General features: G+C 63.5%; 10 protein-coding genes. 6 read left to right on the top strand and 4 right to left on the bottom strand.

What is annotated here, in order from left to right; genetic code table 11:
* Positions 1 to 3: 3 nt before the first annotated feature.
* From I7X09_RS13760 to cysC, 4 genes are all read left to right on the top strand, one after another.
* Complete coding sequence (locus I7X09_RS13760; protein WP_200317327.1) at positions 4 to 945, top strand: copper resistance D family protein; 942 nt, start codon at positions 4 to 6, stop codon at positions 943 to 945.
* Between the two features lie 122 nt (positions 946 to 1,067).
* The gene (gene stf0, locus I7X09_RS13755; protein WP_200317326.1) at positions 1,068 to 1,877 is read left to right on the top strand and encodes a trehalose 2-sulfotransferase; all 810 of its coding nucleotides are present in this window, start codon (positions 1,068 to 1,070) and stop codon (positions 1,875 to 1,877) included.
* Positions 1,874 to 2,788 carry a sulfate adenylyltransferase subunit CysD gene (cysD, locus tag I7X09_RS13750; RefSeq protein WP_095969417.1) on the top strand — a complete coding sequence of 305 codons (915 nt, stop codon included), beginning with the start codon at positions 1,874 to 1,876 and terminating at the stop codon, positions 2,786 to 2,788. Before stf0 ends, cysD begins: the two co-directional genes overlap by 4 nt.
* Complete coding sequence (cysC, locus tag I7X09_RS13745; RefSeq protein WP_200317325.1) at positions 2,788 to 4,668, top strand: adenylyl-sulfate kinase; 1,881 nt, start codon at positions 2,788 to 2,790, stop codon at positions 4,666 to 4,668. Before cysD ends, cysC begins: the two co-directional genes overlap by 1 nt.
* On the opposite strand, the gene I7X09_RS13740 is transcribed toward cysC, so the two are convergent.
* From I7X09_RS13740 to I7X09_RS13725, 4 genes are read right to left on the bottom strand one after another with little or no spacing between them, the layout of a single operon-like run.
* Positions 4,665 to 6,035 (bottom strand): sulfatase family protein, encoded by a 1,371-nt coding sequence (locus I7X09_RS13740; protein ID WP_200317324.1) that lies wholly within the window; start codon positions 6,033 to 6,035, stop codon positions 4,665 to 4,667. The genes cysC and I7X09_RS13740 overlap by 4 nt on opposite strands.
* A 56-nt stretch (positions 6,036 to 6,091) precedes the next feature.
* A complete protein-coding gene (locus I7X09_RS13735) occupies positions 6,092 to 9,289 on the bottom strand; it encodes a carboxyl transferase domain-containing protein (RefSeq protein WP_200317323.1) in 3,198 nt (1,065 codons plus the stop codon).
* Positions 9,286 to 10,983 carry an AMP-binding protein gene (locus I7X09_RS13730; protein ID WP_124566902.1) on the bottom strand — a complete coding sequence of 566 codons (1,698 nt, stop codon included), beginning with the start codon at positions 10,981 to 10,983 and terminating at the stop codon, positions 9,286 to 9,288. The genes I7X09_RS13735 and I7X09_RS13730 overlap by 4 nt, the downstream gene beginning before the upstream one ends.
* Positions 10,984 to 11,008: 25 nt before the next feature.
* Entirely contained in the window at positions 11,009 to 11,644 is a 636-nt protein-coding gene (locus I7X09_RS13725) for a TetR/AcrR family transcriptional regulator (RefSeq protein ID WP_095969412.1), read from the bottom strand.
* A 150-nt stretch (positions 11,645 to 11,794) separates the two neighbouring features.
* On the opposite strand from I7X09_RS13725, the gene I7X09_RS13720 reads away from it, so the two are divergent.
* Together I7X09_RS13720 and I7X09_RS13715 are read left to right on the top strand one after the other, a co-directional pair.
* Positions 11,795 to 13,171: a M20/M25/M40 family metallo-hydrolase gene (locus tag I7X09_RS13720; protein ID WP_200317322.1), complete on the top strand. Its 1,377-nt coding sequence runs from the start codon at positions 11,795 to 11,797 to the stop codon at positions 13,169 to 13,171.
* On the top strand, positions 13,168 to 14,730 hold the full coding sequence (locus tag I7X09_RS13715; RefSeq protein WP_124566904.1) for a YfcC family protein: 1,563 nt from the start codon (positions 13,168 to 13,170) through the stop codon (positions 14,728 to 14,730). The genes I7X09_RS13720 and I7X09_RS13715 overlap by 4 nt, the downstream gene beginning before the upstream one ends.
* Position 14,731: the final 1 nt, after the last annotated feature.

The following is a 14,731-nucleotide window of genomic DNA, read 5'->3' as shown; positions in this document are numbered from 1 at the left end:
CGCGTGACGGGTACGGCAAACAGGTGGTGGTTGCTGTTTGCCGTACCCACAGCTCTGCTGGGGGTACTGATCGCCTGGGGCCTCGCCAGCCCGTCGGGACCCGAATCGTCGAGCACGGTCCGCGTTCTCGCGATCGGATGCGGCTCGTTGACGCTCGGCATCGCGGCGCTTGCGTGGATGGGCCGCAGTGAACGCCGCCCGGCAACAACCCCTGCCGTCATGTGGACTCAGCTCACCGCGGTGGCAGCGGTCTGGCTCGTCGCCGAGATCACGCTCCTCGTGCTCAATGCCGCAGCGGCCGACGGCGCCCCGGTCACCTCGCTGACCATCGGACACTTCGGCGCATTCGTCTCCGAGGTCAACGTCGGCCGCGTCGGCGTCGCGATCATCGCGTGCGCGTTTGCCGTCGTCTGTTACGGCATCTACGGATTCACAAATCCCGAGACGGTGCCCGTCGCACCGGCATTGGTCGTCTCCGCGTTGGCGCTCGCTGCCCGCCCGATCACCGGGCACATGGCGCAGCAGAGCTTCGGATCGATCCTCGACGCCGTTCACGTCCTCGCGGCGGCCCTGTGGTTCGGCGTGCTCGCCGCACTCGCCCTTGCCGTACCGTCGCGCGGTTCATGGGCGATCTGGTTGCCCAAGTACTCCGCCCTCGCCTGGCGATGCGTCCTCGCGTTGGTCGTCACCGGTATCGTCAACGCCGTCGTGCGACTCGACTCACTCTCCGCCTTCTACGACAGCGCATACGGCCGGGTGATCCTCGCCAAGATCGTGGTGATCGCGCTGCTCGTCGCCCTGGGATGGTGGTGGCGCCGGACGTGGGTGGTCGCGAGTGCTGCACACCGCATGAGTTCGGACGGATCCCTGCGCCGCGCCATCGGTGAAGTTGTGTTCATGGCCATCGCTTTCGGGCTCGCCGCGGCCCTTGCGACAACTGCGTAAGACGTGCCTCAGCGCAAGATTTCGTGACCCGCACATTTAACGTTTCACGTCGAGATTTAACCTCTACGTGAGTTTATTTTCCCAGCTTGCGGCGGTTTCCGGCCGCCCTTAGCGTTGCTCGCATGACGGAGGCCCAACGCTCGTTTCTCGTCTGCGCTTCGCAGCGCAGCGGCAGTACTTTGCTGGTCGAATCCCTGCGAGCAACCGGGGTCGCGGGTGAGCCGGAAGAGTTCTTCCAGTACCTCCCCGAGACCTCTCGATCGCCTCAACCGAGGCAGTGGTTCGAGGACGTCACGGACGAGTCCGTCCTGAGCCTGCTCGCCCCGTTTCACCCGGGCACGCCGGACACTCGCACCTCCGAACAGTGGCGCACACAACTACTCGAACTCGGCCGAACCCCCAACGGAGTCTGGGGCGGCAAGCTGATGTGGAATCAGACGCCGCTCCTGCTCGATCGCGCGGCCGGATTGCCGTGGCGAAGTGGGACGGACCTTCGTTCGGCACTCCACGACACCCTCGATCACGACCTGCAGTTCATACACGTCTATCGAGAAGATGTCGTCGCTCAAGCTGTGTCGATGTGGCGCGCCGTGCAGACACAGGTCTGGCGCGACGACGCGACTCCACCGAATCTCTCGGACGGTGCGCAGTACAACGCACTCGGAATCGCGCACCTGGTGACGATTCTCGGTGAGCAGGAACGCCAATGGAAGCGCTGGTTCGAGGAGGAGGACATCTCTCCCATCGAGATCGGGTTCCGCGATCTCACCGAAGACCCGCAGTCCGTGGTCGCAAAAACTCTCATCTCCCTCGGCCTCGACGGACAACTGGCCCCACCACCGCCGCTGCGTCGTCAGAGCGACGGACGATCCCGCGAATGGGTGCAGCGCTACCGCATCGACGCCGAACAGAACGGATACCCCGTCACATGAGCACCGTCACCGATGTGGTCGACGAACTCCGAGTTCTCGAATCCGAAGCGGTTCACATCATTCGAGAGGTGGTGGCAGAGCTCGAAAGACCGGTACTGCTCTTCTCGGCCGGTAAGGACTCGATAGTCCTGCTTCGACTGGCCGAGAAGGCGTTTCGGCCGTCCCCGCTCCCCTTCCCGGTTCTGCACGTCGACACCGGTCACAATTTCGAGGAGGTCATCGAATTTCGCGACCGCCGAATCAAGGAGGGTGGACACACACTTCTGGTTGCCTCCGTTCAGGATTCGATCGACCAGGGCAGAGTGCAGGAGTCGACCGAGACCAGCGGATCACGAAACCGCCTGCAGACCAGAACCCTGCTCGACGCTCTCGAGGGCGGAAGGTTCGACGCCGCATTCGGCGGCGCCCGCCGGGACGAGGAACGCGCGCGAGCCAAGGAACGAGTCCTGAGCTTCCGTGACGAGTTCGGCCAGTGGGACCCGCGAGCGCAACGGGCCGAACCATGGTCGCTCTACAACGGTCGGATCAGACGCGGCGAGTCCGTTCGTGTCTTCCCCCTGAGCAACTGGACCGAGCTCGACATCTGGCGCTACATCGCCCAGGAGGAACTGGAACTGCCGTCCATCTATTTCGCGCACCAACGGCGGGTGTTCGAGCGCGACGGGATGCTCCTCGCTGCTTCCGAATTCAGCACAGATGCCGAGAACGCCGCGGCAACGACCGAGTGGGTGCGATATCGAACCGTCGGCGATCTGACCATCACCGGCGCCGTTCGATCGCACGCCACCACCATCGACGACGTCGTCACCGAAATCTCGGCCGCGACGGTGTCCGAACGAGGCGAGACTCGCGCAGACGACCGAACCTCGGTCGCCGCGATGGAAGACCGAAAGCGTGAGGGCTACTTCTGATGACCACCACCATCACTCGCCAACTCCTGCGGCTGGCAACGGCGGGTAGCGTCGACGACGGCAAGAGCACGCTGATCGGCCGGCTGTTGCACGACACCGACAGCCTGCCAACCGATCACCTCGATTCCGTGACCGACGAGCACGGTGTCGCCGACCTGGCTGCACTCTCCGACGGACTACGCGCCGAGCGTGAACAGGGCATCACGATCGACGTCGCGTACCGATTCTTCTCCACTCCGACAAGAAGTTACGTACTCGCCGACACCCCGGGACACGAGCGCTACACGCGCAACATGTTCACCGGAGCCTCCAACGCGCACGTGGCGGTCTTGCTGGTCGACGCGAGGACCGGCGTGCTGCGTCAGACGCGTCGGCACGCCAGAATCGCTGCGCTACTGGGTGTTCCGAACCTTGTGGCCGTGGTGAACAAGATCGATCTGGTGGATTTCGACGAAGCGAGATTCGCTCAGGTGCAGGAAGAACTGCGAGCCTTGGCGCGGCAAGTCGGACGCGAGGACGTACTTGCCATCCCGGTCTCCGCGAAGGCCGGCGACAACGTCGTGACGCGTTCCGAGAACACCGCGTGGTACGACGGGCCGACACTTCTCGAATATCTCGAAGGCGTCGAACTCCATGCGCCTGCGACACACATCGAGGAGCTTCGGCTTCCCGTGCAGTGGGTTTCGCGTCCCGATCCACAGAATCGGCGCCGGTACACCGGCCGTATATCGGCAGGCACACTGAGCGTCGGAGACGAGGTGGTGGTCCTGCCGTCCGGCTCGAAGAGCACCGTGATCGGCCTCGACACCCTCGACGACAACCGCACTACCGCCGTTGCACCACTGTCGGTTTCGGTGGAACTGGCCGACGACATCGACGTCGGACGTGGCGACGTTCTGGTCAGCGGAGGTGCGCAGGCCCACTTGCCGGTTCTGGCCCGAGAACTCGAAGCCACGATCTGCTGGTTGTCGAACACGCCACTGCGAGCCGGCGATCGGATAGCACTCAAACATACGTCCCGGACCGTGCGAGCGACCGTTCAAGAACTGCACACCCGACTCGATCCCGAGACGCTCGACGAGCAGGACAGCCCGGTGGAGTTGGGGCTCAACGACATCGGAACGGTGACGCTCCGAACCAGTTCCGTGGTGGTCGCCGATACCTACGACCACAATCGGGACTCCGGCGCGTTCATTCTGATCGACGAGCAGGGTAACGACACCGTCGGCGCAGGCACCATTCTCGAACCACGCGTCGTCGTTCCCGGTGAACAGACCCGCAACGACATCAAATGGCATCCGTCCTCACTCGAACGTCAACGGCGGTGGGCGTCTACCACCCAGAAGGGCGCGACGATCTGGTTGACCGGCCTGCCCGCCTCCGGAAAATCCACCGTAGCTGTGGCTGTCGAACGTGCGCTGGTCGACGCGGGACGCACCGCGTACCTCCTGGACGGTGACAACGTCCGCCACGGTATCTCCGACGATCTCGGGTTCTCACCGGGAGATCGGGCCGAGAACATCCGGCGCGTCGGACATCTCACTCGACTGTTCGCCGACGCCGGCGTGGTGGCCATCGCGTCGATGGTTTCGCCACTGCGTTCGGACCGGGCAATTGCGCGTGCTCTCAACGAAGCTGCCGGGCTCACCTTTCTCGAAATTGCTGTCACCACTCCCGTCGAAGAATGCGAACGCCGAGATCCCAAGGGCCTGTATGCACGTGCGCGAGCGGGTGAACTGAAGGGACTCACCGGTATCGACGCGCCGTACGAGACCCCGGAGGACCCGGACTTGGCTTTCGACACGACGGGCGCTGACATCTCCGAGTTGGTCGAGCGGGTCATCGCATTGTTGGAAGAACGCGAAGCCACCAGGCCCTAGGGGTTTTCGGTGTCCGACTCGAGATAGCCGCGGTCCGCGCTGTAGGCGGACCGCACGTTGGGTCGGACACCGATCTTTTCGAGATATGCCGCCATGCGGTGCACGGCCATCGCGCTACCCAATGCCTCGTCGGGAAGACGATCATCCGTTTCGGCGCGCCACGTGTGAAGCTGCGAGGACAATTCCGCCTGTACCGCCGACACTTCCGGTCGATCGATCAGATTGATCTTCTCGTCAGGGTCGGACCGCAGGTCGTACAGCTCCCGAGGCGCGCGTACCGCCAGATGCTCGGTGCCGAGCGCCTTTCCGGAGAGACTGTCCTCGATGTCGAGCGGTAGATCCAGAGCCGGGCGGACGGCGTAGTTCTCGATATAGCTGTAGTCCTTGGTGCGCACCGCTCGAATGGGATCGAAGCTGTCGTGAAAGGTCTTCTCCGTGAACAAGGAAGTCCGGACGGGCTCGGAAGGCTGGGTTCCACGATCGACGAGGGCATCGGCGTGCGAGCGCCCTTCCACCTCGGTGGGGACATCGATGCCGAGGAGATCGAGAATGGTCGGAACAAGGTCCACACCGCTGAAGAGTGTCTCGTATTCCGCTCCGCCACTGCGATACCGAGCCGGAGGCCGAGCGATCAAGGCAATACCGGTACCCGGGGCGTAGAGCGTCGACTTGGCACGCGGGAACGCGGCGCCGTGATCGGTGAGGAAGAAGACCCACGTGTTCTCGTCGAGCCCCTCTTCCTCGAGCGTCCCGAGCAGATCACCCACCGCGGCGTCGGCCACCTCTACGCTGCCGTGGAATTCGGCCAGATCCTCGCGTACCTGCGGCACGTCGGGAAGGTATCCGGGAACCTCCAGCGCTGCGGTGTCCGCCGGTGTGTAGCGATCGGCCGGGTACGGCCGATGCGTTTCGAAGAACCCCGTGGTGAGCAGGAACGGCTCGGGTGGGAAGCGTCGTAACCAGTTCTGGGCACGCGGAACCACGTAGTCGCAGAACGAGTTGGTGACGTCGTACTCGTGATAGCCCAGTCGCTTCGGATACGCAGTCTCGTGCTGCATGCCGAACAGCGAGGTGTACCAGCCGTTGTCGGAGAGGATTTGCGGGAGCGTCTGCACCTCGGCGTGGTACTCCCAGCCGTGGTGCGCCAACCCGATCAGACCGTTGTTGTGCGGATACCTGCCCGAGAAGAGCGAACCGCGCGAAGGTGAGCACAGCGGCGCCGTCGCGTGTGCGTCGGTGAAGCGGATACCTTCTGCTGCCAGTCGGTCGAGATGGGGGCTGTTGACCCCGGCGACACCGTAACTCGCGAGGTGTCGCCCCAGGTCGTGCCAATGAATGATCAGGACGTTATCTCGCGCAGCCGACACGTGGGCAAGGCTAGTTGCCCCGCCCACGTGCGGCAACAGCTCGAATCAGCAGGATCTCAACTGTTTCGGCCGAGCTGCCTGATCCAGGCTCGGGTGTCGGCCGGATCGATGACGTCGTCCAGTTCGAACGTGGTCGCCGCCATCAGAGCCTTGCCCTGTGCGTAGGCCAGTTCCACGAACTGACCGAACAGGGTTTCCCGAGCCTCCGGATCTTCGACGGACTCGAGTTCCTTGCGGAAACCGAGACGCACCGCGCCTTCCAGACCCATCGGCCCGATCTCGCCCGTCGGCCACGCCACCGTGAACTCGGGTGCGTGGAAGGAACCACCGGCCATCGCCATGGCGCCCAACCCGTAACCCTTACGCAGGATGATCGTTCCGAACGGCACCGTGAGGCGAGCACCGGCAACGAAGAACCTGCCGAACCTTCGGACGGTCGCCTCTTCCTCCGAATCCGGACCCACCATGAATCCCGGTGTGTCGCAGAGGGTCACCAGAGGGATGCGGTGCGCTTCGAGCAGTTCCAGGAAATCCGAAGCCTTGTCGGACGCCTCCGCGTCGATCGCTCCGCCGAGATGCTCGCTGCTGTTCGCCAGCACACCGTACGGAACTCCTTCGACGCGAACGAGTGCAGTCACTACACCGCGACCGTAATCTCGACGGAGTTCCAGGACGCTGTCGACATCCGCGATCGCCTCGATCGCTCCACGAACGTCGTACGAGCGCAGGCGATTCTCCGGCACCATGTGCCGCGAGAGCCGCGGATCCGGAGCCGCCCACTCTCCGCTCGCGCCCTGGAAATAGCCGAGGTACTGCTTGGCCAGGGCCACAGCATGAGCGTCGTCGTCAGCGACCAGGTGTACGACGCCGTTGCGGCGCTGCACGTCGATGGGGCCGATGTCCTCGGGGCGGAAGTTTCCGAGCCCGCCGCCCTCGACCATGGCAGGGCCTCCCATGCCGATGTTGGCATCGGGCGTCGCGATCAGTACGTCGCACGCGCCGGCCAGGGCCGCGTTGCCCGCGAAACAACGACCGGACACGACGGCGACCATGGGCACCCGGCCGCTCAGAGCCGCCATGGCACGGAAGGTTCCCAGTTCCAGGCCCGCCCCGGCGCCCGCGTCGGTGTCACCGGGGCGACCACCGCCGCCTTCCGCGAACAGCACTACCGGAACTCGCTTGCGATCGGCGATCTCGAGCAGGCGGTCGGTCTTGGCGTGATTGCGCATGCCCTGGGTACCGGCGAGCACCGAGTAGTCGTAAGAGATCACGACGCTCTCGCCGCCGCTGATGGTCGCCACTCCGCCGATCAGTCCGTCAGCCGGAGTGTTGGCGATCAGGTCTTCCTCGCTGCGTCGACTGCGCTGCGCTGCCAGCGCGAGAGCGCCGTACTCGACCAGGCTGTCGTCGTCGACCAGGTCGTAGACGTTCTCGCGAGCAGTCCGCCGCCCCAGCTTGTGGCGCTTGGCCACAGCTGCGGGCCGCGCCGCGTCCAGGGTCACCTCGTGGCGAGCGATGATCTCCGCGAGATCGGGGCGGACGTCGTCGAGGTCCACCTCGTCGACCTCGGCGAGCTTCGAGCCCGCGCTCGCGCTACGAACGACGAGCAATGGTTCGCCCGCTCCGACCGATCGTCCCGGTGACGACAACACTCGGACCACTTCGAGGTCACCGGACGCCGAAAGTACATGCTGCATCTTCATCGCCTCGAGGACGGCAATCTGGCCTCCCGCATGGACACCGTCACCGACGGCGGCAAGTTCGACGACGATGCCCGCCATCTGTGCACGAACCACGTCTTCGTCCGGTGCCACGTCCACGTTCGAGGAAGGCGTTTGCGGACCGGCTTCGGGAACAAGATCCGCCAATCGCGAACCCAACCAGTCGACGTCGACCAGACCGTCACGGAAGTCCTTGTCGGACAATATGGCCTGCAAGAATTCGAGGTTGGTCGCCACACCGTCGATGGTGAACTCACTCAGAGCAGCAATCGACTTGCGCACAGCGGCAGGAAAATCCGATCGACGCGTGTGGGTGACGACCTTCGCCAGCAGCGAATCGTACCGCGCACTCGGCGAGAGTCCGACCGTACCGAAGGTGTCCACTCGCACGCCGGGCCCGCCCGGAGGGGTGAAGTTGTCGAGGGTGCCCGACGACGGCAACGCATTGCCGTCCGGCGTCATGGTTTCCATGTTGACGCGAGCCTGGATCGCGATTCCCGATGCGATTGCCACGGATCCGACTGTTTCCGAGCCCTTCTCGACAGCGGTGATTCCGGTTGGCAGGTCCAGATTCTCGAACGGAACTCCGTCCGCGATCGCGAGCTGTACGGCGACGAGGTCGACTCCGGTGACCTCCTCGGTCACCGTGTGCTCCACCTGAATTCGGGGATTGACCTCGAGGAAGACGAATCCGCGTTCCTCGACCAGGAACTCGACAGTCGCGATGCCGCGGTAGCCGACCTCGGCGCACAGCCTCGCGGCCGCAGCGTGAAGACGCTCGCGCAGGGCCCCCGACAGCCCCTGCGCGGGCGCAACCTCGATCAACTTCTGATGCCGACGTTGGACGCTGCAATCGCGGTCACCCAGAGCGAGCGCGCGGGTTCCGCCTTGCCCCGGTGCCGCCACGATCTGCACTTCGATGTGCCGAGCGTGCTCACTGAGTACCTCGGCGAACAGTGCCGAACTACCGAACCCCGACTGGGCTTCGGCCGCACACACACGGTACGCGTCGTCGAGAGCTTTCGGGTCCCGCACCGCGCGCATGCCGCGACCACCGCCACCGCTGAGCGCCTTGATCATGATGCCGCGGGAGTTGCGCTCGAAGAATTCACGTACCTCCGCGAGGTCGGCATTCGCCGATGTCGACGGCAGGACCGGTATGCCCGAGTCGACAGCCGCAGTGCGGGCGCCGGCTTTGTCGCCGAAAGTCCGGAGGACCTGGGCGTCCGGACCGACGAAGACGATCCCCGCCTCGGTGCATGCCTGCGCGAATTCGGCGTTCTCGCTGAGGAATCCGTAGCCCGGGTGTACGTGCGTGGCACCGGTTTCGGCAGCGATCTTCAGCAAAGCGCCCTGATCGAGGTAGGCGGAAGCACCCGAGGCTCCGAGCGCCACCGACTCCGTCGCCGCCGAGACGTGCGGGCTGGACGCGTCGTCGTCGGCGTAGACGGACACCGTCTCGATCCCGAGTTCACGGGCAGTTCGAATGATCCGCAGCGCAATCTCGCCGCGGTTCGCAATCAGCAGTCTCACTTGTCCCCCTGAGTGCGCTCGAACAGATCGCCCTTGCGCACCTTTCCTGTCGCTGTCATCGGAAGCGCCTCGAGCACTTCCACTTCGGGCACCTTGTACGTGGCCATGTTCTCCTTCGCCCACGAGACGATCTCGTCGGCCGCGGTGTCGGAACCCTCGACCAGCTGGACAAACGCAAAAGCAACCTGTCCCTTGTCCTGATCCGGTTTCGGCACCACCGCAGCCTTTTCGATCGCGGGATGGAGCATCAGCAGCGCTTCCACCTCGGAGGGAAAGACACTCATGCCGTTGGTCTTGATCATTTCCTTGTTGCGCGCCAGATAGTGCAAACCGCCACGCTCACTGAACTTTCCGACGTCGCCCGTCTGCAGCCAGCCGTCACGGATGGCGTCGGCGGTGGCGACCTCGTTGCGGTAGTACGCGGAAAGGATCGACGGACTGCGCACGATGATCTGTCCGTGCTCGCCGACAGGAACCGGCCTGCCGTCGTGATCGACGATCAGAACGTCGGTGCCGGGCACCGGAATCCCACAGAACACCGGCTCGCTTTTCAGGTCGTAGTCACCGTCCTGGAAGCCGAGGGTGATCGTGTCCGCGGTGTGGGTTTCGGTCATGCCGTAGCTCGCTTCGCGCAGAACGCCGCCGGTAGCCTCGCGCCACCGCTGGCGCGTGGCCGGATCGAGTTTGAGAACAAACGAGACTGCCATGGCGTTCTGGAGTGTCGAGAGATTTCGCTCCGAGAACCCTGATGTGTCCATCAGTTCGACGTAATTGTCGACGGTTCCGACCAGTGAGGTCACACCGTAGGTCTCGACCGCGTCGAGCGTGGTCTCCGCATCCCAACGATTCAGCAGGACAACGGTTCCGCCGTTGACGAGCGGAACCAGAATGCCGAAGTCCTCACCCGCGATCCAGAAGATCGGCAGAAACACCAGAGATACCGGCGGATTGGCACCCACCTGGTCACCACCGGCAAGCGTCGCGGTGGCCGCGGTGTAAACCATGTGACGCTGAGTGTGCTCACAGCCCTTGGGCATTCCCGTCGTTCCGCCCGTGTAGTTCAGGGCGGCGAGGGAATCGAGTTCGGTGGCAACGGGAGTCGCACGCTCACTGGTGATGATCGACTGCCAGTCGCTCAGGCGCGGATCGTCGACCTCGAAGGGCAGTTCGACGGTGGGGATCGCGGTAAGCATGTCGGAGACGGCAGTCTTCGCGACGTGTTCGAGTGGTGTCTGCGAACGAATCTTCTTCACCAACTTCGAGAAGGTGTTCTGCGTCAGAAGAACCGTGACGCCCGCATCGTTGAGTTCGTGAATCAATTCGTGTTCACGGAAGAGCGGATTGATCGGCACGTGAACCGCACCGACCTTGAGAATGCCGAGCATCGCGATATGGAACTGCGGGCAATTGACCAGGTGAACGCCGACGCGATCGCCGCGTTCGACTCCGAGTGAAAGCAGCCATCCGGCAAAACGATCCGAAAGCTCGTCGTATTCGGAATACGTGACGACCCGGCCGTAGAAGACGATTGCGGGAGTATCCGGCCGCTCGACCGCCCAATGCCGCAAGTAATCGACAAGTCCCCCACCTTCGAGCGGATACTCGACGGCGCGGGGAATGCCGGCGGGCCAATGCGCTTGTTGCAGCGCGGAGATTTCCGCCAGAGCCGCTTCGAGCACGTCTTTTTCTGCCACCGATCACTCCATTCGTAAAAGAAATCTATTTCGACTCTTCGAACCCGATCAACCGCTCGGACATCGTCGTCATATCCGCAATGAACTGGTTCTGCTCTTCGACACTCGCCTTACTCAGTCGTGCTCCACCGGCCATCTGTGCGTCCGATATCATCTGAACGAGCACCGGGGGCGAAACGCAGGGATCCACGTCGTGAACCTGTTGAATCCGTTCGACGAAGCGCACGTAGCGGCTCACGAGCTTTTCGCGAACCGCCGACCAACTGCGCTCGACCTCGGAATCCACCCGCGCCCGATGCTCGATCACCGCGAGCAGGTCACCGTAGGTGTACACGGCCGTGATGAACGCCGACGTGGTCGTTCGGAGAACTTCGCGTAGATCCTCGGCCGCCGGGCCCTCCATGTGCTGAGCGTCGAGGAACCGTCGACACATCATTTCGGCGACGGCACGGAAGACCTCGTCCTTCGAGGAGAAGTACGCGTAGAAGGTCGCCCGGGAAACATCAGCCCTGGTCGTGATCGTCTCGACGGTCACAGCGTCGTATCCGAGTTCGCCGAAACAGAGCGCAGCGGTATCGAGCAGGCCGGCCCGGCGTGGACCGTCCCCGAGCTTGCGGGCTGTCCGCGCTCGCTCCTGCGTTTCGCTGGTGGTCACCGTCACAGTGTGTGTTGACGTTGACGTCAATGTCAAGAACCGACCCCGCGGCGACCGAATTCGATCTTTTGTTCGGGTTGCCCTTTCACAGCCCATATATCGGGTGTAAGACTCTGCCTCTAATGCTTTTCGCCTTTCCCAGAAGGAGTCAGTTCTGTGCCGGAAGAATCCGCCTCACCCTCCTATTCCACAATCAAGGAAACAGTTGCAGCTTTGATGCCGGAACTGGAGTCGGAACTTGTCGAACTCGTTCGTATTCCGTCGATAGCAACAGAGGGTTTCCCCAGCAAACCCCTGTTCGAGGCTCACGACCTGATCGTTTCTCTACTGGAAAAGTCCGGAGTCACGAAGATAGAGAAACTCGAGATAACAGGTAAAACCGCGCCCGTCATCATCGCAACAGTTCCCGGCCCCGCCGGGTCCCCGACAGTATTGATGTATTCGCACTACGACGTCGTTCCCGCCGACGACATCGAACTCTGGGATTCTCCGCCTTTCGAGCCGACCAGACGCGACGGCGCGATATACGGCCGCGGTACAGCAGATTCGAAGGCAAATGTCATCGGCATGATCGGCGCACTTCGCGTATTCGACGGAAAGCCGCCGGTGACGGTCAAGCTCGTCATCGAAGGCCAGGAAGAATTCGGCAGCCCCTTCGACAACTATCCGCCCGAAGCCCCCGAATTGTTTGCGGCCGACGCAATGGTCATCGCCGACGTCGGCAGCGTTCGCCCCGGATCGCCGACTCTGACCGTCGCATTGCGCGGATCCGCCCAGGTGATCGTCGAACTCACCACTCTCGGAGCCGACAAGCACAACGGCCTCTACGGCGGCGCCGCACCGGACGCCCGCCTCGCGCTCATCCGCGCACTGGCGTCGCTGCACGACGACAACGGTGACGTCGCCGTCGACGGCCTCCTGCGCGAACCGTGGACCGGCAGTTCATATACCGAGGACGAGTTCCGCACCCTCGCCGAGATCCGCGACGGGCTTCCGCTACTGGGCACCGGCGGCATCGGCGAACGCATCTGGTCGGGCCCGGCCATCACCGTGACCGGAATCGACGCTCCTCCGGTGGACGGTGCCGTCAATGCCGTCGCCAGCACCGCCCGCGCCGTGATCAATCTGCGCGTGCACCCGCGCCAACCTGCCACCGAGGCGCAGGCTGCTCTGGTCCGGCACCTGGAAGCCTTGCGGCCCTTCGGGTTGGCGTTGACCGTCACTGCAGGAGAAACGGGCGACGGGTTTGCCGCGGCCGAAGGCGGACCGGCCTTCGACGCAGCGCTGTCAGCACTCTCGCAGTCATGGGGTGAGCCGGCCGGACTGATGGCAGGCGGCGGATCGATCCCCCTCGTCATGGCCTTGGATACAGCAGTGCCGACCGCTGAGAAGCTGTTGTTCGGCGCCACCGACGGCTACGCGAACATCCACGGCCCCAACGAACGCGTCCTGCTCGACGAGCTGGAGAAGGCCGTCGTCGCCAAGGCACTGTTCTTTCAGGAGTACGCACACACCTTCGAGGGGAAGAAATGAGCACCGAGACCGACACGGGATCCGCGCAAACACCGGCCAAGAAGAAGTTCGAGTTCCCCGGTGCGGTCACGATGCTCGCGATCGTCACCGTCCTGGTCTGGGTTGCAGCACTGTTCATTCCGGCCGGACGCTTCGGCGTCGACGTGGACGGCTCACCCGTTCCCGGCAGCTTCGAGACCGTCACGTCTCCGCTCTCGTTCTGGGAACGAATCCAGCAGCTGATCCTCTCCCCCGTGAACGGCCTGTACGGCGTGCAGGATTCGATCACCGGGTTCGTCGACACCGACAACATCGGACGGCTCTTCGGCTCGGTCGGCGTCGTCCTCTTCATCATGGCGCTCGGTGCGTTCATCTCCGTCAGCTTTGCCACCCGCAGCCTCGAAACCGCTGTCTCCCAACTCGCCACCAAGCTCAGCGACAAGGGCTGGCTGCTCATCACCGTCATCATGGTGCTGTTCTCGCTGCTGGGTTCGACGATGGGCTTCTCGGTCGAGACCTTCGGCTTCTACGCCCTGCTCATACCGCTGATGACGGCACTGGGTTACGACCGCATGGTCGCGGCCACCATGATCATCCTCGGCGCACTGGTCGGAAACATGGCGTCGACGGTCAACCCGTTCTCGATCGGCGTCGCCTCGGGTGAAGCAGGCGTCTCCATCGGTGACGGCATCGTGCTGCGCGTGATCCTGTGGATCGTATTGACCGCAGTAGCAGTGGTATTCGTTCTCCGCTACGCCGCGAAGGTGAAGAAGGACCCGTCCAAGTCGCTCGTCGGTTTCGACATCGAGGACGACGAAGACGAGGAGCCGGCCGAGCCGGTGGACATCGACGGCAAGCTCACCGGAACTCAAAAGCTGGTGCTGCTCATCACCGGGCTCACCTTCGGATTGATGATCTTCTCCGTCATCCCCTGGTCGAGCATCTTCGGAGCCACCACCGGACCGGCCGAGTACGACGCGTACCACGTCACCACCACCGAACCCTACTGGTTCGAGTTGAACTGGTGGTTCCCGCAATTGGCGATGCTGTTCATCCTCGCCGCAGTTCTCGTCGGCATCGTCGCGAAGATGGGTGAGAAGAAAATCGTCTCCCTGATCACGCGTGGAGCCGGCGACATGGTCGGCCCGGCAATCGTCATCCTGCTCGCTCGCGGCGTCTCGGTGATCATGACGAACACCGAAACCCTCGACACCATCCTCAATGCGATGGAGCAATTGGTCAGCGGCGCTTCGGCCGGCGTCTTCGCGATCCTCGTGATGCTCGTCAACATCCCGTTGGCGTTTCTGATCCCGTCCAGCTCCGGTCACGCCACCCTGGCGATGCCGCTGCTCGCTCCGCTCGGCGACTTCGCCGGAGTCAGCCGCGCTCTCGTCATCACCGCCTTCCAGATGGGCCACGGCCTGATGCTGATGGTCGCCCCGACCAACGTCGTCGTTGTCGGCGGGCTGGCGATGGCGAAGGTGGGCTACGACAAGTTCCTACGCTTCGTCTGGCCACTCCTGCTGATCAACTTCGTGATCGTCGTCGTGGTGATCGGCGCGGCAGCGGTATTCGAGTAGT

This window comes from Rhodococcus sp. P-2 (genome assembly GCF_016598535.1).
Taxonomy (GTDB): Bacteria; Actinomycetota; Actinomycetes; order Mycobacteriales; family Mycobacteriaceae; genus Rhodococcus_F; species Rhodococcus_F baikonurensis.
This window is presented reverse-complemented; position numbering and strand designations above follow the sequence as displayed.